A 21138-nucleotide genomic window follows, 5' to 3' on the forward strand; every position below is an offset into this window, starting at 1 on the left:
TTTAGCCTGCGACATCCTGTAGCGCCTCCTGCAGATCGTACCAGCGGAAGCCAAAACCAGAGGCTTCCAGCCGCTTTGGCAGCACATGCTGTCCGCCCAGCACCAGAACCGACGACTCTCCCATCATCAGCTTAATGGCGCTGGCCGGCGTGCGCATAAAGGCCGGACGATGCATTACCCGGCCCAGCGTGGCGGCGAACTGCTCATTGCGCACCGCGTAGGGCGCGACCATGTTGAACGGGCCGCGCAGATCCTCATGATCCAGCAGCCAGAGAATGGCGTTGACCATGTCGTCCAGATGGATCCACGGCATATACTGCTTGCCGCTGCCGAGCGGGCCGCCGATCCCCAGCTTAAAGGGCAGTTTCATTCTGCTGAGCGCGCCGCCTTCACGGGCCAGCACCACGCCGGTGCGCAGCAGGCAGACGCGGGTGCGTTCGCTCTCCGCCGCCAGCGCAAGCTGCTCCCAGCGGGCGCAGAGCTGATGGGTAAACTCGTCGTGTCCCTGATCCTCCTCCGTCAGCACCAGATCGCCGGTATTGCCATAATAGCCGGTCGCCGATCCTGAGATCAGCACGGCGGGCGGCGTAGTGCTGGCGTTGATCAGGGAAACGATCTGCTCGGTGATCTGCCAGCGGCTCTCGCACAGCTGCTGCTTGTGCGGCTCCGTCCAGCGTTTGTCGGCGATCGGTTCGCCCGCCAGATTAATTACTGCATCGATATTATCCAGGTTCGGCTGTTGTGCCAGACCGGACCAGAGCGCGACCTGATCGCCCAGTTTCTCCCGCGCGCTGACCACATCCCGCGTCACCACGCTGATCTGATGCCCCAGCTGCTGCAGGCGCGGAATCAGGTGGCGGCCAATCAGTCCCGTGCCACCGGTAATGAGAATGTGCATGTTGCGGCTCCCTTGATGTTTTTGTTATTTGCACCTTTCAGCATAGAAGAGTCGTGCCACTCTATCGTGCGTCGCGTCGCGCTTTCTTCATTCCGGCGGCAGAGATCGGATGAGCCCGGCGTTGCCTTCCCAAAAAAAAATCGGTAAACATGATGCAACCCTGACAGCCAATTGAGGTAACCGATGAATTATCCGCCCATCACCCTGTGGTCAGATTCATCATTTTTCAGTCCTTATGCCATGTCGGCCTATGTTGCCCTCTCCGAGAAAGGGATCCCCTTTCAGCTTAAACGCGTCGATTTGTCTCAGAATCAGCAATATGCCGAGGCGTATCGCGCGCTGTCGCTGACCTGCCGGGTTCCGACGCTGCAGATCGACACCTTTCTGTTAAGCGAATCCTCGGCGATTACCGAATACCTTGAAGAGCGCTTTCCGGCACCCGAGTTTGAGCGCCTCTATCCCCGCGATCGTGAGAAGCGCGCCCGCGCCCGGGAAATCCAGGCCTGGCTGCGCAGTGACTTCCTCTGGATCCGTCAGGAGCGCCCGACCGAGGTGCTGTTTGCCGGAGAGCGCTTTGCGCCGCTGACGGCCTCAGCGCAGCAGGCGGTGGATAAACTGGTTACGGCGGTCGGGCGCCTGCTGCCGGACGGACAGCAGAACCTGTTCGGTGAGTGGTCAATTGCCGATACCGATCTGGCGGTGATGCTCAACCGGCTGGTCCTGCATGGGGATCCCTTGCCCGATCGTCTTCGGCATTATGCTGAGTTTCAGTGGCAGCGAGCCTCGGTACAGCTGTGGTTAGCAGAAAGTGGTAAAAATCGGTAAGCGCCAGGGCTTGCTCAGGCTGGCGGAAGTGATTACCTTACGCCACATAAAAATAACGACGTGGCAAACTGCGTACCCAGGTGTACGCCAAACTGGAAAGGGTTACTGATGGTGGATGAAACGGCGGGTGACGGCATCGAGTGGGTCGATATCGTAAACGAAGAGAATGAAGTCGTTGCTCAGGCGTCACGAGCGCAGATGCGTGCTCAGTGTCTGCGTCATCGCGCCACCTATATCGTGGTTCATGACGGTATGGGCAAGATTCTGGTGCAGCGCCGCACAGAGATAAAAGATTTTATGCCGGGCAAGCTGGATGCGACCGCAGGCGGCGTGGTGCAGAGCGGTGAAGATATGCTGGAATCTGCGCGCCGTGAAGCGGAAGAGGAGCTGGGGATCGCCGCGGTGCCGTTTGCCGAGCATGGCAAATTCTACTTCGAAGATCAGCACTGCCGCGTCTGGGGCGGTCTGTTCAGCTGTGTTTCGCACGGACCTTTCGCCATGCAGGAGTCGGAAGTGGATGAGATTATCTGGATGACGCCCGATGAGATCACCGCCCGCTGTGACGAGTTCACCGACGACTCGCTGAAAGCGCTGTCACTCTGGATGAGCCGCAACGGCGAAAACCGCGCCTGAGTGAACGCTCCCGGTCGGGTGACCGGGCGGGTTGCAGAGTCACCTGTAAAAAAAAGGCATGCCCTGGGGCATGCCTTTTTCGTGAGTGCCGAAGGCTTAGCCTTCCGCCTGCTGAGACTGGATAGCCGTCAGGGCGATGGTGTAGACGATGTCATCCACCAGCGCGCCGCGCGACAGGTCGTTGACCGGCTTGCGCATACCCTGCAGCATCGGCCCGATCGAGATCAGGTCGGCTGAACGCTGTACCGCTTTATAGGTGGTGTTACCGGTGTTGAGATCCGGGAAGATGAACACCGTCGCGCGACCGGCAACCTGCGAGTCTGGCGCTTTCGATTTCGCCACATCTTCCATGATCGCGGCGTCATACTGCAGCGGACCGTCAATCACCAGATCCGGACGTTTCTCCTGAGCGATGCGGGTGGCTTCGCGGACTTTCTCCACGTCGCTGCCTGCGCCGGACGTGCCGGTAGAGTAGGAGATCATCGCCACGCGCGGATCGATACCAAAGGCTTTGGCAGAATCGGCCGACTGGATCGCGATCTCAGCCAGCTGCTCAGCCGTCGGATCGGGGTTAATGGCGCAGTCGCCGTAGACCAGCACCTGCTCCGGCAGCAGCATAAAGAACACGGAAGAGACCAGTGAGCTGTTCGGGGCGGTTTTGATCAGCTGCAGTGGCGGACGAATGGTGTTGGCGGTGGTGTGTACTGCACCGGACACCAGACCATCGACTTCGCCGCTCTCCAGCATCATGGTGCCCAGCACCACATTATCTTCCAGCTGCTCCTGAGCGACCACTTCGGTCATGCCTTTGTTCTTACGCAGTTCGACCAGGCGCGGCACGTAGTTTTCACGCACCACTTCCGGATCGACAATCTCTACGCCTTTGCCCAGCTCCACGCCCTGCGCCGCAGCGACGCGCTGGATCTCATCCGGGTTGCCCAGCAGGACGCAGGTCGCGATACCGCGCTCGGCACAGATGGCGGCGGCTTTCACCGTACGCGGCTCATCGCCCTCTGGCAGCACCACGCGTTTGCCCGCTTTACGCGCCAGCTCGGTGAGCTGATAGCGGAAGGCCGGTGGTGAGAGGCGACGGCTGCGCTCGGAGGTGGCGGTCAGGGACTCAATCCAGTCCGCGTTGATGTAACCGGCAACATACTCCTGTACTTTCTCGATGCGCTGCGTATCGTCAGCCGGGACTTCCAGGTTGAAGCTCTGCAGGCTCAGTGAGGTCTGCCAGGTATTGGTTTTCACCATAAACACCGGCAGGCCGGTCTGGAAGGCGCGGTCGCAGAGACGGGCGATGCGGTCGTCAATCTCGTAGTTACCGGTCAGCAGGATGGCACCGATCTCAATGCCGTTCATGGCGGCCAGGCAGGCGGCGACCAGCACATCCGGGCGGTCGGCTGAGGTCACCAGCAGCGAGCCGGGACGGAAATGCTCCAGCATGTGCGGGATGCTGCGCGCACAGAAGGTGACCGATTTCACGCGGCGGGTCTGAATCTCCCCTTCGTTGATGATGCGGGCATCCAGATGGCGGCACATATCGATCGCACGGGTCGCGATCAGATCGAAACTCCACGGCACGCAGCCCAGCACCGGCAGCGGGCTGTCGGAGAAGAGCTGTTTAGGATCGATATTGGCGATGCTGGCTTTGGACGAATCATCGAAAATCTCTGACAGGTCAGGGCGGGTACGGCCCTGATCGTCGACCGGCGCGTTGAGTTTGTTGATGATGACGCCGGTGATATTTTTGTTCTTCTGGCCGCCGAAGCTGCTCTGGGTCAGCTCGATACGCTCTTTGAGCTGTGCCGGCGAGTCATTGCCCAGCGCCATCACGAAGACGATTTCCGCGTTCAGGGTTTTGGCGATTTCATAGTTCAGCGCGTTGGCGAACTGATGCTTACGGGTCGGCACCAGACCTTCCACCAGCACCACCTCCGCATTCTGGCTGCTGGCATGGTAACGGGAGATGATCTCTTCCATCAGCGCATCCTGCTGGTTTGACCCCAGCAGCGACTCGACGCGTGACATCAGCAGCGGTTCGGCAGCAGGAATGGAGGAGTTTTTACGGATGATGGTGGTGGTCTGATCCGGGTTGTCGCCTCCGGAGCGTGGCTGGGCAATCGGCTTGAACACGCTGAGGCGGACGCCTTTGCGCTCCATCGCGCGGATCACACCGAGACTGACGCTGGTCAGGCCGACGCTGGTGCCGGTCGGAATGAGCATAATTGTACGTGACACGTTTGAACCTCTCAGTCATGGCAGGGTGTCAAAAACAACTCCGTCAGCCTGGGCTGACGGAGAAAAGGACTCAGGCGGTCAGACGCGCGGCGTCCTGGGCGATGACCAGCTCTTCGTTGGTCGGGATCACCAGTGCCGGGCGGGTGCCTTCTTTATTGATGTAGCCTGACTTGCCGAAACGGGCTGCCAGGTTGCGATCGTGGTCGACGTCAAAGCCAAGCAGCGCGAGCTTTTTCAGGGAAAGTTCACGCACCATCGCGGCGTTCTCGCCGATGCCGCCGGTGAAGACCACGGCGTCAAGACGGCCATCCATCAGCGCTGTGTAGCTGCCGATATATTTCGCCAGGCGATGGCAGAAGACATCCATCGCACGCTTCGCATCTTCTTTGGTGGCGTAGTTGTCTTCCACGTAACGGCAGTCGCTGGTGACTTCGGTCAGGCCCAGCAGGCCAGACTCTTTGGTCAGCAGTTTATTGATGGCGTCGACGCTCATGCCCAGGGTGTCGTGCAGGAAGAAGACGATGGCCGGGTCGATGTCACCGCTGCGCGTGCCCATGACCAGACCTTCCAGCGGGGTCAGACCCATAGAGGTGTCGACGCACTCGCCGTTGCGAATCGCCGAGACGGAACCGCCGTTACCGAGGTGGCAGGTAATGATGTTCAGCGACGCCAGCGGCTTGTTCAGCATTCTGGCGGCTTCGTGGGTCACATAGAAGTGGCTGGTGCCATGCGCACCATAGCGACGGACGCCATGCTCTTTATACAGTTTGTACGGCAGCGCGTAGAGATAGGACTCTTCCGGCATTGTCTGATGGAAAGCGGTGTCGAATACCGCCACATTCTTATCTGACAGATGAGGGAAGTTTTTCATGGCTTCATCAATCCCGATCAGGTGCGCCGGGTTATGCAGCGGTGCAAAAGAGGCGGCGTCTTTAATGCCCTGAACCACCTCTTCGGTAATGATGACGGATTGCGTCAGCTTCTCGCCGCCGTGAACGATGCGATGACCGATTGCAGCAATTTGTGCCGAAAGCTCAGGTTTTTGTGCCAGAATGGTTTTAACGATAAAGTTCAGCGCTTCGCTATGCGCTGCGCCAGCACCCAGAGGCGCTTCCTGTTTTTCGCCTTCCAGCTTCCATTTGATGCGGGCTTCAGGAAGGTGGAAACATTCTGCCAGGCCCGACAGGAATTCTTCACCGCTTGCAGGGTTGAGGATGGCAAACTTAAGGGAAGAGCTGCCACAGTTCAGGACCAGAACTAACTTACTCGACATGGAAGTACCTATTTTTTGAGAGTGGCTAAATAAAACGCAATCAGACTAACAGCGTAGCCCATGAAAGCTGGTAGATTAATGACAAACATCATGCGGTAGACAGAATTCTGCATTCCCGCAAAAAATTTCGTTAATCTTACGTGAAAATTTGAAAATTGCCTTGTCGAAAATAGGGCTCAGGCCTCTTCCCAAAGGCGCATTCCGCTTCCGAAGGGTATCGGTGCGGCGTCAGGATAGCCGGAGTCCACTTTAAAGACAAAAATAATTGAAGGATGTCACGTAAAGTTGTGTAGTTGTAACTATTTTTTAATCTTTGCAGTATTAGTTGAGGTAAGCCATGGCGAATGAATCTGGCAGTACCAGTTGGTTTCGGATGTTTCAGCGCGGCCAGCACTATATGAAAACCTGGCCTGCTGATAAGCGCCTGGCACCCGTGTTTCCGGAAAATCGCGTTTCAACGGCGACCCGTTTTGCCATTCGTTTTATGCCCCCTCTGGCGATCTTCACGCTGACCTGGCAGGTTGCGATGGGCGGGCAGTTAGGCCCGGCCGTGGCGACAGCGCTGTTTGCCTGCAGCCTGCCGATGCAGGGGTTATGGTGGCTGGGTAAACGCTCTATCACGCCACTGCCGCCGACGCTGCTGAACTGGTTTCATGAAGTGCGTGCCCGTCTGGAAGACGCGGGGCAGGCTATCGCACCGGTAGAGGGCAAGCCAACCTATCAGGCGCTGGCCGATCTGTTAAAGCGCGCGTTTAAACAGCTCGACCGCACTTTCCTCGACGATCTCTGATCTTTCCCGGGCTGGCGGTAAAATATTTACCGCTGACCTGCGGCCAAATCAATGAAAGGCGATACGGCGATTTCCGTGCCGCTGACGCTGTGCAATCATCACGCTATTGCCGATTAACTGCGCGGTCTCTGACCGGGAGCGAATGATGGAAATGACCCATGCACAGCGTCTGATACTCACCAACCAGTATAAAATCATGGCCATGCTTGAGCCGGAGAATGCCGAGCGCTTTCGGCGCTACCAGACCATTATCGAACGCGGTTACGCGCTGCAGATGCGGGAGCTGGACAAGGAGTTTGGCGAACTCAGCGAGGCGGTCTGCCGGACGGTTATCGACATTATGGAGATGCATCACGCGCTTCACGTCTCCTGGTCAAATCTCAAAGCGCGCCCGCAGCTGGATGAACGGCGGCTCGCTTTCCTGGGCTTCGATGCCGCTACGGAAGCCCGCCTGCTGGGTTATGTGCGCTTTATGGTCAACACAGAAGGGCGTTACACCCACTTCGACTCCGGCACGCACGGGTTTAATGCCCAGACCCCGATGTGGGAAAAGTATCAACGCATGCTGGCTTTATGGCAGACTTGTCCGCGTCAGTACCATTTGAGTGCAAATGAAATTGCGCAAGTGATTAATGCCTGAGGAGGAGCGCGTGACCTACAGAGGTTTTCTTTTTGATTTAGACGGCACGCTGGTGGATTCCCTGCCAGCCGTTGAACGAGCCTGGAGCCAGTGGGGTGCCCGTCATGGCATCGCGGCGGATGAGATCCTGGATTTCATTCATGGCAAACAGGCGATTACCTCTTTGCGTCATTTTATGGCAGGCCAGCCGGAAGCCGCGATTCAGGCTGAATTTGTCGCGCTGGAACAGGCGGAAGCGGCGGATACCGAGGGTGTACAGGCGCTGCCGGGCGCAGTGTCGCTGCTCAACCGGCTCAATGCGCTGCAGATCCCCTGGGCGATCGTCACCTCCGGATCGATGCCGGTGGCGCAGGCACGTCATCGGGCGGCGGGCTTACCGATGCCTGAGGTGTTCATTACGGCGGAGCAGGTGGCAAAAGGGAAACCCGAGCCCGATCCCTATCTGCTGGGCGCGGAAAAGCTCGGCCTGGCGGCAGCATCCTGTGTGGTGGCCGAAGATGCTCCTGCAGGCATCGTCTCCGGCCTGAGCGCCGGCTGTGCGGTGGTCGCGATCAAGCCCTCCGCGCACACGCCACGCCTGAATGAGGTCGCGCTTCAGCTCGACTCGCTGGCGCAGCTGGCGATAACCCGCGAGTCTGACGGCAGCTTCAGCTTCGCGCCGATCCCATAAGCCTGGCCCGGCGGCCAGGCCGTCGGGTTACAGCGGCGTGTCCTGCGAGATCTCATCCAGCGACAGGCTGAAACTCGGAATAAAGACCTCAACGAAGTAATCCATCTCCGGTGAGCGGCGCTGCGCCAGCGTCTTTTCCAGCCGCGCTTTGGCCAGCAAGAACTCGTTGTTGCCGGCAGAGAGCTCCTCAAGGCACTTTACATAGGCACAGAGCGCATCCGCCTGTTTCACCACGGCCTGCTCCTCTTCGCTGTGCAGATGCTCATCAATGAGCGGCGCATAGACCGCCTGAAATTCGTCGGGCAGCATCGCAATCAGCTTCTGCTGGGCAATCTTCTCGATCTTCTTATATTCGTGGGCGATCTGCGCGTTGTAATACTTCACCGGCGTCGGTAAATCCCCGGTGAGCACCTCACTGGCGTCGTGATAGAGCGCCAGCATCGCGATGCGGTCGGCATTAAGCGCTCCGCTGAATTTGAGGTTTTTGATCACGGCCAGCGCGTGCGCCACCATGGCGACCTGCAGGCTGTGCTCAGACACGTTTTCGGTGCGCACGTTGCGCATCAGGGGCCAGCGGTTGATCAGCTTAAGACGGGAGAGGTGAGCGAAGAAATGGCTTTGAGTCATGCGCGTTCCTGTTGGCCGGCAGGGGAGAGACAAGCCCTCCCCAAATAGCCTCAGTATACGCGGGCGCAATTACTGACGATAGCCTTGCAGAAAACGGCCAAATTTATTGATCGCCATCTCCAGATCGTCCACGCGCGGCAGCGTCACGATGCGCAGATGGTCGGGCCATGGCCAGTTAAAGGCACTGCCCTGAACCAGCAGCACCTTCTCCTGTAACAGGAAATCCAGCACCATCTTCTGATCGTCGAAGATATTGAATTTTTTAGCATCAATTTTCGGGAACATATAGAGCGCACCCTGCGGCTTCACGCAGCTGACACCCGGGATATCGTTGATCAGTTCCCACGCGCGCTGGCGCTGCTCATAGAGACGCCCGCCGGGCATGATAAATTCGCTGATGCTCTGGTAGCCGCCCAGTGCCGTCTGAATGGCATGCTGCGCCGGTACGTTGGCGCAGAGTCGCATAGAGGCGAGCATCTCAAGCCCTTCAATGTATCCTCTGGCATGTTTTTTCGGTCCGTTCAGCACCATCCAGCCCTGACGGAAACCGGCAACGCGGTAGGTTTTGGAAAGGCCATTAAACGTCACCGTCAGCAGATCGGGGGCCAGCGCCGCGATGGAGTGATGCTGGGCCTCGTCATAGAGGATCTTGTCGTAGATCTCATCGGCGAAGATGATCAGGTTATGCTGACGCGCAATCTCCACCACCTCTGACAGCAACTCTTTGCTGTAGACCGCGCCGGTCGGGTTGTTGGGGTTGATGATGACGATCCCGCGCGTGCGGGGAGTGATTTTGCTGCGGATATCATCCAGGTCCGGGAACCAGCCTGCTGACTCGTCACACAGATAGTGCACCGCTTTACCGCTGGAGAGCGAAACGGCGGCGGTCCATAGCGGATAGTCCGGGGCGGGCACCAGCATTTCATCGCCGCTGTTCAGCAGCGCCTGCATCGCCTGCACGATCAGCTCTGAAACGCCGTTGCCAATGTAGATATCTTCTACCGTGACATCGCGCATCTCGCGCGCCTGGTAGTGCTGCATGATCGCTTTACGGGCGGAATAGAGCCCCTTGGAGTCGCAATAGCCCTGTGCGCTGGGCAGGTTACGAATCACATCCACCAGAATCTCGTCGGGCGCTTCGAAACCAAACGGCGCGGGGTTACCGATGTTCAGCTTAAGAACCTTGTTGCCTTCTTCTTCGAGACGCTTAGCCTCTTTCAGTACCGGACCACGGATGTCATAGCAGACGTTATCCAGTTTTCCGGATTTATCAATTTGAAAAGTCATTGTTACCGCCTTAACGGGCAGCATCCTTTCGGCTGCCACAGAAATCGAACCAGCACAATGTACTCTCCTCACGGACACAAAAGAAGGGTGCTTCCCCGTTTTGGCGGGTTCGACACCTTTTCACCCGGTGCGCAGCGTAAAAATGAGGGAGTAAGAAGCTCACTGGTTAATAAGCCTACTATTCATTACAACTTCGATATTTTAATCTGGATAAAGTGGGGGGCAGCCCACATATTGCCTTGCGAGCGGAGGCGCTGCAGAGAGGGAATCATCACGCACGTTTAGCCACTGGCGGAAATACCCACTTAGTGAAATAGTTAAACGATATTTTATAAATGAACAATTTTCAGGCGATTTCTGGCTTCCCGTCAGGACGACGCCTTAATACGGCTTAAGAGTCGCCATTTTAAGGCCACGGAAGCGCGGAAAAAGTGCCTTAAGAAGAGGTTCATATGAGACCTGGCTCGCAGCATTGTGAGCCGCACTTAACACTTCCTCACTAAATTTCAGAATGCAGAAGGGTTAAAAAGTGTTCAATTATGTGGCATAAGGGTCAGTAAATGCCTTTGGCACAAAATTTACAGCGCTTTTCACAAAATCATTTCCATTTTGAAGTCAAAAATGATTAAGTATAATTTATTATTTAATGCACTTTGCCGCGTCGCCCAGCCAGCGAGCAAAGCGCTAATTTTCTCCCGCCCGGTATGTCCGGCGGGAATTGAGACAATTACGCAGCTTCCTGTATTTCCGCACCCAGTGCCATCGGTTCAGAAGTTGTCTCTGTCTTGAGGCGCATTGTGACTCCGTCAGGGGCGTCATCAGTGCGGGTTCCACCATGAAAATTTCTTTGTGTCAGTCTTCACACAGGACTGTCATTGAGCACCATTACGGCTTATCACTTTGATAAACCTGTAATAACACCAGGGTAGTAGTTCGTAAAAAACTTATAAGTGAAGAAAAAACATGACTAATGCAAATCGTCCGATACTGAATCTCGACCTCGATCTGCTGAGAACTTTCGTTGCCGTTGCGGATTTGAATACCTTTGCAGCTGCCGCTGCAGCGGTCTGCAGAACGCAGTCAGCAGTCAGTCAGCAGATGCAGCGTCTGGAACAATTGGTAGGTAAAGAGCTGTTTGCCAGACATGGACGTAATAAGCTGCTAACAGAGCACGGGATCCAGCTTTTAGGCTATGCCAGAAAAATTCTTCGTTTCAACGACGAAGCCTGTACCTCTCTGATGTACAGCAACATTCAGGGCGTTCTGACCATCGGTGCCTCTGATGACACCTCAGACACGATTCTGCCGTTCCTGCTGAACCGGGTGACCTCGGTTTATCCGAAGCTGGCAATCGATGTGCGGGTCAAGCGCAACCCCTTCATGATGGAGATGCTGAATCAGGGTGAAGTGGACCTGGTTGTGACCACCTCCAGCCCGGGTAACTTTACCTATCAGGTACTGCGTACTTCACCCACACTGTGGTACTGCGCGGCCGACTATATCTTCCAGCGCGGCGAAGCCATTCCACTGGTGCTGCTGGATGAGCCAAGCCCTTATCGCGATATGGCGATTGACCACCTCAACGAGGCGGGCATCCCATGGCGTATCTCCTATGTGGCTTCAACCCTGGCGGCTGTGCGCGCGGCGGTGAAGGCCGGCCTGGGCGTTACCGCACGTCCGGTTGAGATGATGAGCCCGGAACTGCGTGTGATGGGTGCGGCTGAAGGTCTGCCGGTTCTGCCGGATACGCAGTATCTGCTGTGCCGCAATCCTGACAGCGACAATGAGCTGGCGCTGGCTATCTTCAATGCCATGCAGTCCACCAACGATCCCTACAATCTGAGCAACAATCCGGACGGTGCTCTGCTGCTGGATGACGAAGAGTAATTTCGTTAACGTGTTCTCCTCACCATCAGCCAGACTGTCTTAATAAACGCTTATAAATAAGCCTCTCATTCCCTGAACAGAACGAGAGGCTTTTTTTATGCCTGAATCTCTCTGTTTCTCCCTTTACCGTTAACGCCCCCGCGCTCAGCGCGTCTATAAATTCCACCTAAGCCCGAAGTGAAACTTATCAGCCGGAAAAATGAACGCCTTGTTTCGTATCGTCATTTGAGGTGGAGAATTTTCACGCAAAAAGGGCAAAACTGTGTTCTGGATCAAGAAAATACCCCTGGTAAGGGGAAGGAAAACAGAGTGATACCTGTCAAAATATGATTGTTAAATGCACGATCCATGCATACGAATACCCGCTACACTAAAATTAACCCTACAGACTGAAGCGATTTAGCTGGAAAGCGGGGCATCATTTGTTAATAATATGATGCAGGTGTGAAATAATGTTTGGATACTTTTGTCAAAGTTGACAAAAGGTTATAGAAAGGAGTAAAAAACCCCATAAAATTGCTGTTTATTAAAGAATAACAGCAACCTTTAAAAGGTTTTTACCCCTTCCCTTGAATCGATGTGGTCAGTTTGCTGCGGGAAACGCGTGCAGGATGCCAGCGCCACTTTTGATGAGTAAGCAATGAGTATGTCAACTACCACCGAAATCATCGCTCAGCACTGGGCGTTTATCGTCTTTATCGTTATTGCCTTTGGCCTGTGTGCTTTCATGCTGACCGGAGGATGGCTGCTTGGCGGCAGAGCGCGCGCTCGCTACAAGGAGACGCCATTCGAATCGGGCATCGAATCCGTTGGTGATACCCATATCCGCCTGTCGGCGAAATTTTATCTGGTTGCGATGTTTTTCGTCATTTTCGACGTCGAAGCCCTCTTTTTATACGCATGGGCGACCTCGATCCGTGAAAGCGGATGGGTCGGCTTTGTGGAAGCCGCAATTTTCATTTTGGTGCTCCTGGCAGGTCTGGTCTATCTGGTACGCATCGGCGCACTGGACTGGGCGCCAGCTCGCCGTCGCGTAGTGGTGAAAACGACTACGGTCAGCCACACCAATCCTCATAAGCAGTAAAAGAGAGGCAATAAGATGGACTATACGCTCACCCGCATAGACCCGAACGGTGGTGAGAACGACCGTTATCCTCTGCAAAAGCAGGAAATCGTCAGCGATCCGCTGGAGCAGCACGTTCATCGCAGCGTTTACATGGGCAAACTCGAAAATGCCCTGCATGACATGGTGAACTGGGGACGTAAAAACTCCCTCTGGCCTTATAACTTCGGCCTGTCCTGTTGTTACGTGGAAATGACGACCTCGTTCACCGCGGTTCACGACGTCGCCCGTTTCGGTGCGGAAGTTATGCGTGCCTCGCCACGTCAGGCTGACTTTATGGTCATCGCCGGTACGCCATTCACCAAAATGGCACCGGTGATTCAGCGTCTCTACGATCAGATGCTGGAACCCAAATGGGTCATCTCTATGGGGGCCTGTGCGAACTCAGGCGGCATGTATGACATCTATTCGGTTGTGCAGGGCGTCGATAAATTCCTGCCGGTTGATGTGTATATTCCCGGCTGCCCGCCACGTCCGGAAGCGTACATGCAGGCGCTGCTGCTGCTGCAGGAGTCGATCGGCAAAGAGCGCCGTCCGCTCTCGTGGGTGGTAGGCGATCAGGGCGTGTATCGCGCCAATATGCAATCGGAGCGTGAGAGAAAACGCGGCGAGCGCATCGCGGTCACAAACCTGCGCAGCCCGGACGAAGTTTAACACCGTATGGATGGACAATCGCGCCTGCAGCAGAACATCACAATTTAATGCATGGCCCCATCCTGACGCCTTCATTTGAGTGCCTGAGACCAGGCCGGAATGGTGAGTAACGTATGACAGATTTGACCACGCAAGATCTCGCTCAGCCATCATGGCAAACCCGTGATCACCTCGATGACCCGGTGATCGGCGAGTTGCGTAACCGTTTTGGGCCGGATGCCTTTACCGTTCAGCCAACCCGTACCGGTATTCCGGTGGTGTGGGTAAAGCGTGAACAGATACTGGAAATCACCGAATTCCTGCGTAAATTACCCAAGCCTTACGTCATGCTGTATGACCTGCATGGCGTCGATGAGCGTTTACGTACCCACCGCGCAGGCCTGCCTGCTGCGGATTTTTCCGTTTTCTATCACCTGCTGTCGATTGAACGCAATCGCGACATCATGCTCAAGGTGGCGCTGTCTGAAAATGACATGCACCTGCCAACTCTTACCCGCCTGTTCCCGAATGCCAACTGGTATGAGCGTGAAACCTGGGAGATGTTCGGGATTACCTTCGACGGTCACCCGCACCTGACGCGCATCATGATGCCGTCGACGTGGGAAGGGCATCCGCTGCGTAAAGATTACCCGGCGCGCGCCACCGAATTCGATCCCTTTACGCTCACGAAGCAGAAAGAAGATTTAGAGATGGAGGCGCTGACCTTCAAGCCTGAAGACTGGGGCATGAAGCGCAGCACCACCAACGAAGACTTCATGTTCCTGAACCTGGGGCCTAACCACCCGTCAGCGCACGGTGCGTTCCGCATCATTCTGCAGCTGGATGGCGAAGAGATCGTCGACTGCGTTCCCGACATCGGTTATCACCACCGTGGTGCCGAGAAGATGGGCGAGCGCCAGTCCTGGCACAGCTACATTCCTTACACCGACCGTATCGAATACCTCGGTGGCTGCGTCAACGAGATGCCTTACGTTCTGGCGGTGGAAAAGCTGGCCGGTATCGTGGTGCCCGATCGCGTTAACGTGATCCGCGTGATGCTCTCTGAGCTGTTCCGCATCAACAGCCATCTGCTCTATATCTCCACCTTTATTCAGGACGTCGGCGCCATGACGCCGGTGTTCTTTGCCTTTACCGACCGTCAGAAAATCTACGACGTGGTCGAAGCCATTACCGGTTTCCGTATGCACCCGGCCTGGTTCCGTATCGGTGGCGTGGCGCACGACCTGCCGCGCGGCTGGGAACGTCTGCTGCGTGACTTCCTGGACTGGATGCCGAAGCGCCTGAAAGAGTATGACAAGGCCGCACTGCGTAACTCGGTGCTGATTGGCCGTTCCAGAGGTGTTGCCGCTTACAATATGGAAGAGGCGCTGGCGTGGGGGACCACCGGAGCCGGTCTGCGCGCCACCGGTCTGGACTTCGACGTGCGTAAATGGCGTCCTTATTCAGGCTACGAAAACTTCGATTTTGAAATCCCGGTCGGATCGGGCGTCAGCGATGCCTATAGCCGTGTTCAGCTGAAAATGGAAGAGATGTGGCAGTCGCTGCGTATTCTTGAGCAGTGCCTGAACAACATGCCAGAAGGGCCGTTCAAGGCGGACCACCCACTGACCACGCCGCCGCCGAAAGAGCGCACGCTGCAGCACATCGAAACCCTGATCACGCACTTCCTGCAGGTTTCGTGGGGACCGGTCATGCCCGCCAATGAATCCTTCCAGATGATTGAGGCGACCAAAGGGATCAACAGCTACTACCTGACCAGCGACGGCAGCACCATGAGCTACCGCACCCGCGTGCGTACGCCGAGCTTCCCGCATCTGCAGCAGATTCCATCGGTAATCCGTGGCAGCCTGGTATCCGACCTGATCGTATATCTGGGTAGTATCGATTTTGTTATGTCAGACGTGGACCGCTAATTATGCACGATCAACACATTGCCATTAAAACGATCGACCCTAACGAGGTCTTCGTGCTGAGCGCGGAAGAACATCACGCCATTGAGCACGAAAAACACCACTACGAAGATGCGCGTGCAGCCTCCATCGAAGCGCTGAAGATCGTGCAGAAGCAGCGCGGCTGGGTGCCGGATGGCGCCATCAACGCGATTGCCGAGGTGCTGGGCATTCCGGCGAGTGACGTGGAAGGCGTGGCGACATTTTACAGCCAGATCTTCCGTCAGCCGGTTGGCCGTCATGTGATTCGCTACTGTGACAGCGTGGTCTGTCATATCACGGGTTATCAGGGCATTCAGGCGGCGCTGGAGCAGCAGCTTAACATTAAACCGGGCCAGACCACGGCCGATGGCCGCTTTACACTGCTGCCAACCTGCTGTCTGGGCAACTGTGACAAGGGGCCAACGATGATGGTGGATGAAGATACCCATGTTCATCTGACGCCGGAAGGCATCCCGACTTTGCTGGAGCAGTATCAATGACAATCAAAACGATCATTCGTACTGCTGAAACCCATCCGCTGACCTGGCGGATGCGTGACGACAAACAACCTGTCTGGTTTGACGAATACCGCAGCAAGAACGGCTATGCCGGTGCGGATAAAGCGCTGAAGACCATGTCGCAGGATGAAATCGTCGCAGCCGTTAAAGATTCCGGCCTGAAAGGGCGTGGCGGTGCAGGCTTCTCTACCGGACTCAAGTGGAGCCTGATGCCGAAAGATGAGTCGATGAACATCCGTTACCTGCTGTGTAACGCGGATGAGATGGAGCCGGGCACCTATAAAGACCGTCTGCTGATGGAACAGATGCCGCACCAGCTGGTGGAAGGCATGCTGATCAGCGCCTTTGCCCTGAAAGCGTATCGCGGCTACATCTTCCTGCGCGGTGAATATATCGAAGCTGCGGTGCATCTGCGTCGTGCGATTGCCGAAGCGACCGAAGCGGGCTATCTGGGTAAAAATATTCTCGGCACCGGTTTCGACTTTGAGCTGATCGTCCACACCGGCGCAGGCCGTTATATCTGCGGCGAAGAGACGGCGCTGATTAACTCGCTGGAAGGCCGTCGTGCGAACCCACGTTCCAAGCCGCCATTCCCGGCGAGTGCGGGCGCGTGGGGCAAACCGACCTGCGTGAACAACGTCGAAACCCTCTCTAACGTCCCGGCGATCCTGGCTAACGGCGTGGAGTGGTACAAAGGTATCTCGAAAAGCGAAGATGCCGGCACCAAGATGATGGGCTTCTCCGGACGGGTGAAAAATCCCGGCGTCTGGGAACTGCCGTTTGGCATCACCGCGCGCGAGATCCTCGAGGATTACGCCGGTGGCATGCGCGATGGACTGAAGTTTAAAGCCTGGCAGCCCGGTGGCGCCGGTACCGACTTCCTGACCGATCAGCATCTGGATCTGCCGATGGAGTTCGCCAGCATCGGTAAAGCCGGAAGCCGTCTGGGCACCGCGCTGGCGATGGCGGTGGACCACGAGATCAACATGGTTTCGCTGGTGCGCAATCTGGAAGAGTTCTTTGCGCGTGAATCGTGCGGCTGGTGTACGCCGTGCCGTGACGGCCTGCCGTGGAGCGTGAAAATCCTGCGTGCGCTGGAGCAGAAGCAGGGTCAGCCCGGGGATATCGAAACCCTGCTGCAACTCTGCCGTCAGCTCGGCCCGGGTAAAACCTTCTGTGCGCATGCGCCGGGTGCGGTTGAGCCGCTGCAGAGTGCCATCAAATATTTCCGTGAAGAGTTTGAAGCCGGCATGGCACCGCAGGTGTTTGGTAACACCCGCGCGATTGGCGGTATTCAGCCTAACCTGCTGAAAGCCCGCTGGTAATCCGCCGCAGAACACGGAACAGGCCTGGTGCCGCCGCCCCGACAATGTCGTGTGTCGGGGCAAGAATATGATTAACGCTCGTCTCTGACGAGCCTGACGGAAGCATGTCACTATGGCTACAATTCATGTAGACGGTAAAGAGTATGATGTGAACGGAGCGGACAACCTGCTACAGGCATGTCTCTCTCTGGGCCTTGATATTCCTTACTTTTGCTGGCATCCGGCGCTGGGAAGCGTTGGGGCCTGCCGCCAGTGTGCGGTAAAGCAATTCCAGAATGCCGAAGATACCCGTGGTCGTCTCGTCATGTCCTGCATGACGCCGGCCTCTGACGGCACATTCATCTCCATCGATGATGGCGAAGCGAAAGAGTTCCGCGAAAGCGTGGTGGAGTGGCTGATGACCAACCACCCACACGACTGCCCGGTGTGCGAAGAGGGCGGTAACTGTCACCTGCAGGATATGACAGTGATGACCGGCCACAGCTTCCGCCGCTATCGCTTCACCAAACGTACCCACCGCAATCAGGATCTCGGTCCGTTTATCTCCCATGAGATGAACCGCTGTATCGCCTGTTACCGCTGCGTGCGTTACTACAAAGACTATGCCGATGGCAAAGATCTGGGTGTCTACGGCGCGCACGACAACGTCTACTTCGGTCGCCCGGAAGATGGCACGCTGGAGAGCGAATTCTCTGGCAACCTGGTTGAGATCTGCCCGACCGGGGTCTTCACCGACAAGACCCACTCCGAACGCTATAACCGTAAATGGGACATGCAGTTTGCGCCGAGCATCTGCCAGCAGTGCAGCGTTGGCTGTAACACCAGCCCGGGTGAGCGCTATGGCGAACTGCGCCGTATCGAAAACCGTTACAACGGCAGCGTCAACCACTACTTCCTCTGCGACCGTGGCCGCTTCGGCTATGGCTACGTGAACCGCAAAGATCGTCCGCGTCAGCCGATGCTGCTGCGTGGCAACGACTGGGTTACGCTGAACGCCGAACAGGCGGTCAACGCCGGTGCCGATTTGCTGCGTCAGGCGAAAAAAGTGATTGGTATCGGCTCGCCGCGCGCCAGCATCGAAAGCAACTTCGCGCTGCGTGAGCTGGTCGGTGCAGAAAACTTCTCTACCGGGATGCCCGCCGATGAGCAGGCACGTCTGGAACTGATGCTGAAAGTGCTGCGTGAAGGCGGGATTTATACGCCATCGCTGCGCGAAATCGAAAGCTACGATGCGGTGCTGGTGCTGGGTGAAGATCTGACGCAGGTCGGCGCTCGTGTCGCGCTCTCGGTGCGTCAGGCGGTGAAAGGCAAAGCCCGCGATATGGCGGCGGCGCAGAAAGTTGCCGACTGGCAGATCGCCGCGATCCTGAACATCGGTCAGAACGCGAAGCATCCGCTGTTTGTCACGCACGTCGATGAAACCCGTCTGGATGATATTGCCGCGTGGAGCTATCGCGCGCCGGTTGAAGATCAGGCGCGTCTCGGCTTCGCAATCGCCAGCGCGCTGGATGAATCTGCGCCTGCGGTTGCCGATTTCGACCGCGCGCTCAGCGGAAAAATGGATGTGGTCGTTCAGGCGCTGGCCGGAGCGAAAAAACCGTTAATCATCTCCGGCACCCACGCGGGCAGCACGGCGGTAATTGAAGCCGCGGCGAACGTGGCCAGAGCGCTGAAAGCACGCGGCGCGGATGTCGGCATTACCCTGCTGGCCGACCACGCCAACAGCATGGGCCTGGGCATGATCGGCGGTAACCCGCTGGAGCAGGCGCTGGCGCAGCTGAGCAACGGTGAAGCCGATGCGCTGGTGGTGCTGGAGAACGATCTCTATCGTCATGCACCGAAAGCACTGGTGGACGCCGCACTGGCCCAGACCACTAACGTTATCGTGGTTGACCATCAGCGCACGGCGACGCTGGAAAAAGCCGGTCTGGTGTTATCAACCGCCAGCTTCGCGGAGAGCGATGGCACCTCGATCAACCACGAAGGCCGCGCTCAGCGTTTCTTCCAGGTTTACGATCCGGCGTACTACGACAACAGCGTGGTGATGCTGGAGAGCTGGCGCTGGCTGCATTCGCTGCACAGCACCCTGGAAAGCCGCCATGTGGACTGGACTCAGCTCGATCACGTCATCGATGCCGTGGTCGCACGTCTGCCGCAGCTGGCCGGGATCAAAGAGGCGGCACCGGATGCCAGCTTCCGTATTCGCGGTCAGAAACTGTCGCGTTCGCCTATCCGTAACAGCGGACGCACGGCGGCTCGCGCCAATATCAGCGTGCATGAACCGCGTCAGCCGCAGGATCAGGACACCATGTTTGCCTTCTCAATGGAAGGGAACAACCAGCCTTCAGCACCGCGTTCGCAGATTCCGTTCGCCTGGGCGCCAGGCTGGAACTCACCGCAGGCGTGGAACAAGTTTCAGGCCGAAGTGGGCGGTAAACTGCGTCATGGCGATCCGGGCGTACGCCTGTTTGACGCCAGCAGCGCTCAGCTGCCGTGGTTCACCACCGTTCCGTCAGCCTTCAGCCGCGATGCACAGTGGCGCGTGGCTCCTCTTCATCGCCTGTTCGGCAGCGAAGAGATGTCACAGCGCTCACCGGTGTTCCAGCAGCGTATGGCCGAGCCTGCGCTGGTGATTAACCCGGAAGATGCGGCGAAACTGGGCCTGAACCAGGGCGCGGCGGCAGAGTTCAGTTGTGCCGGTGAAACCGTGCGTCTGCCGGTCCGCTTCTCGGCGTCACTGCAGGCGGGACAGATTGGTCTGCCACTGGGCATGCCGGGCGTTCCGCCATTCCTGGCGAACGGTAAAATTGACACTCTGCAGGAGGCGGCGCAATGAGCTGGTTAACACCGGACGTTATCGACATTCTGCTGGCCATTGTAAAAGCCATCGTTATTCTGCTGGTGGTGGTGGCCTGTGGCGCGTTCATGAGCTTCGCCGAGCGTCGTCTGCTCGGCCTGTTCCAGAACCGTTACGGGCCTAACCGCGTAGGCTGGGGCGGCTCGCTGCAGCTGGTTGCGGACATGATCAAAATGTTCTTTAAAGAGGACTGGGTCCCGCCGTTTACCGATCGCTTTATCTTTACCCTGGCACCGGTTATCGCCTTTGTTTCGCTGCTGCTGGCCTTTGCTATCGTGCCGGTGTCGCCGACCTGGATGGTGACAGACCTGAACATCGGTCTGCTCTTCTTCCTGATGATGGCGGGCCTGGCCGTCTATGCCGTGCTGTTTGCGGGCTGGTCGAGTAACAACAAATACTCGCTGCTGGGTGCTATGCGCGCCTCGGCGCAGACCCTGAGCTACGAAGTGTTCCTGGGTCTGTCGCTGATGGGGGTGGTGGCGCAGGCGGGCTCGTTCAACATGAACGATATCGTCAACAGCCAGACGCATCTGTGGAACATCATCCCGCAGTTCTTTGGTTTTGTGACCTTCTGTATTGCGGGCGTGGCGGTGTGTCACCGTCACCCGTTTGACCAGCCGGAAGCGGAACAGGAGCTGGCAGATGGTTATCACATCGAATATGCCGGTATGAAATTCGGTCTGTTCTTTGTCGGCGAATATGTGGCGATTACCACCGTTTCAGCGCTGATCGTCACGCTGTTCTTCGGTGGCTGGCACGGCCCATTCCTGCCGCCGTTCATCTGGTTCGCCCTGAAAACGGCGTTCTTTATGATGATGTTCATCCTGATCCGTGCTGCGCTTCCGCGTCCGCGTTACGACCAGGTGCTGTCATTCGGCTGGAAAGTGTGTCTGCCGTTGACGCTGCTGAACCTGCTGGCTACGGCCGCAGTGATTCTCTACACAGCGTCGTAAGGGGTT

The 21138-nt window shown here is 56.9% G+C and carries 18 protein-coding genes; 13 read left to right on the plus strand and 5 right to left on the minus strand.

Features of this window, described 5'->3' with window-relative positions; all coding sequences use genetic code 11:
- Window position 1 precedes the first annotated feature (1 nt).
- Window positions 2–898, minus strand: a complete 897-nt coding sequence (locus J1C59_RS06060) for a TIGR01777 family oxidoreductase (RefSeq protein ID WP_128084695.1) — start codon at window positions 896–898, stop codon at window positions 2–4.
- Window positions 899–1081: 183 nt separating this feature from the next.
- On the opposite strand from J1C59_RS06060, the gene yfcF reads away from it, so the two are divergent.
- Together yfcF and yfcD are read left to right on the plus strand one after the other, a co-directional pair.
- Window positions 1082–1723, plus strand: coding sequence for a glutathione transferase (gene yfcF / locus J1C59_RS06065; RefSeq protein ID WP_140916970.1), 642 nt, complete (start codon window positions 1082–1084; stop codon window positions 1721–1723).
- A 108-nt stretch (window positions 1724–1831) separates the two neighbouring features.
- On the plus strand, window positions 1832–2356 hold the full coding sequence (gene yfcD, locus J1C59_RS06070) for an NUDIX hydrolase YfcD (protein ID WP_128084694.1): 525 nt from the start codon (window positions 1832–1834) through the stop codon (window positions 2354–2356).
- 96 nt (window positions 2357–2452) lie between these two features.
- Here the strand turns inward: yfcD and pta are convergent, their stop codons facing one another.
- Window positions 2453–4582 carry a phosphate acetyltransferase gene (gene pta / locus J1C59_RS06075; protein WP_128084706.1) on the minus strand — a complete coding sequence of 710 codons (2130 nt, stop codon included), beginning with the start codon at window positions 4580–4582 and terminating at the stop codon, window positions 2453–2455.
- A gap of 85 nt (window positions 4583–4667) precedes the next feature.
- The gene (gene ackA, locus J1C59_RS06080; RefSeq protein ID WP_128084693.1) at window positions 4668–5870 is read right to left on the minus strand and encodes an acetate kinase; all 1203 of its coding nucleotides are present in this window, start codon (window positions 5868–5870) and stop codon (window positions 4668–4670) included.
- 337 nt (window positions 5871–6207) lie between these two features.
- On the opposite strand from ackA, the gene yfbV reads away from it, so the two are divergent.
- From yfbV to J1C59_RS06095, 3 genes are all read left to right on the plus strand, one after another.
- Entirely contained in the window at window positions 6208–6660 is a 453-nt protein-coding gene (gene yfbV, locus J1C59_RS06085; RefSeq protein ID WP_128084692.1) for a terminus macrodomain insulation protein YfbV, read from the plus strand.
- A gap of 145 nt (window positions 6661–6805) precedes the next feature.
- The gene (locus J1C59_RS06090) at window positions 6806–7300 is read left to right on the plus strand and encodes a YfbU family protein (RefSeq protein WP_128084705.1); all 495 of its coding nucleotides are present in this window, start codon (window positions 6806–6808) and stop codon (window positions 7298–7300) included.
- A gap of 10 nt (window positions 7301–7310) precedes the next feature.
- Complete coding sequence (locus J1C59_RS06095; RefSeq protein WP_128084691.1) at window positions 7311–7970, plus strand: sugar phosphatase; 660 nt, start codon at window positions 7311–7313, stop codon at window positions 7968–7970.
- A gap of 27 nt (window positions 7971–7997) precedes the next feature.
- On the opposite strand, the gene yfbR is transcribed toward J1C59_RS06095, so the two are convergent.
- A complete protein-coding gene (gene yfbR / locus J1C59_RS06100) occupies window positions 7998–8597 on the minus strand; it encodes a 5'-deoxynucleotidase (protein WP_128084690.1) in 600 nt (199 codons plus the stop codon).
- A 69-nt stretch (window positions 8598–8666) separates the two neighbouring features.
- Window positions 8667–9884 (minus strand): pyridoxal phosphate-dependent aminotransferase, encoded by a 1218-nt coding sequence (locus J1C59_RS06105; RefSeq protein ID WP_128084689.1) that lies wholly within the window; start codon window positions 9882–9884, stop codon window positions 8667–8669.
- Window positions 9885–10847: 963 nt separating this feature from the next.
- On the opposite strand from J1C59_RS06105, the gene lrhA reads away from it, so the two are divergent.
- The 8 genes from lrhA to nuoH all read left to right on the plus strand — a co-directional run bounded on the left by lrhA (window position 10848) and on the right by nuoH (window position 21132).
- The gene (gene lrhA / locus J1C59_RS06110; protein WP_003854247.1) at window positions 10848–11771 is read left to right on the plus strand and encodes a transcriptional regulator LrhA; all 924 of its coding nucleotides are present in this window, start codon (window positions 10848–10850) and stop codon (window positions 11769–11771) included.
- Between the two features lie 640 nt (window positions 11772–12411).
- The gene (locus J1C59_RS06115; RefSeq protein ID WP_128084688.1) at window positions 12412–12855 is read left to right on the plus strand and encodes an NADH-quinone oxidoreductase subunit A; all 444 of its coding nucleotides are present in this window, start codon (window positions 12412–12414) and stop codon (window positions 12853–12855) included.
- Between the two features lie 15 nt (window positions 12856–12870).
- Window positions 12871–13548, plus strand: a complete 678-nt coding sequence (locus J1C59_RS06120) for a NuoB/complex I 20 kDa subunit family protein (RefSeq protein WP_009089012.1) — start codon at window positions 12871–12873, stop codon at window positions 13546–13548.
- Between the two features lie 113 nt (window positions 13549–13661).
- A complete protein-coding gene (nuoC, locus tag J1C59_RS06125) occupies window positions 13662–15461 on the plus strand; it encodes an NADH-quinone oxidoreductase subunit C/D (protein ID WP_128084687.1) in 1800 nt (599 codons plus the stop codon).
- 2 nt (window positions 15462–15463) lie between these two features.
- Window positions 15464–15979 (plus strand): NADH-quinone oxidoreductase subunit NuoE, encoded by a 516-nt coding sequence (nuoE, locus tag J1C59_RS06130; protein WP_111140112.1) that lies wholly within the window; start codon window positions 15464–15466, stop codon window positions 15977–15979.
- Between the two features lie 2 nt (window positions 15980–15981).
- Window positions 15982–17322, plus strand: a complete 1341-nt coding sequence (nuoF, locus tag J1C59_RS06135) for an NADH-quinone oxidoreductase subunit NuoF (RefSeq protein ID WP_208721853.1) — start codon at window positions 15982–15984, stop codon at window positions 17320–17322.
- Between the two features lie 112 nt (window positions 17323–17434).
- On the plus strand, window positions 17435–20158 hold the full coding sequence (nuoG, locus tag J1C59_RS06140) for an NADH-quinone oxidoreductase subunit NuoG (protein ID WP_140916969.1): 2724 nt from the start codon (window positions 17435–17437) through the stop codon (window positions 20156–20158).
- Window positions 20155–21132: an NADH-quinone oxidoreductase subunit NuoH gene (gene nuoH / locus J1C59_RS06145; protein WP_009089020.1), complete on the plus strand. Its 978-nt coding sequence runs from the start codon at window positions 20155–20157 to the stop codon at window positions 21130–21132. Before nuoG ends, nuoH begins: the two co-directional genes overlap by 4 nt.
- The last annotated feature ends 6 nt before the right edge of the window (window positions 21133–21138 follow it).

The organism is Pantoea deleyi, from assembly GCF_022647325.1.
Classification (GTDB): domain Bacteria; phylum Pseudomonadota; class Gammaproteobacteria; order Enterobacterales; family Enterobacteriaceae; genus Pantoea; species Pantoea deleyi.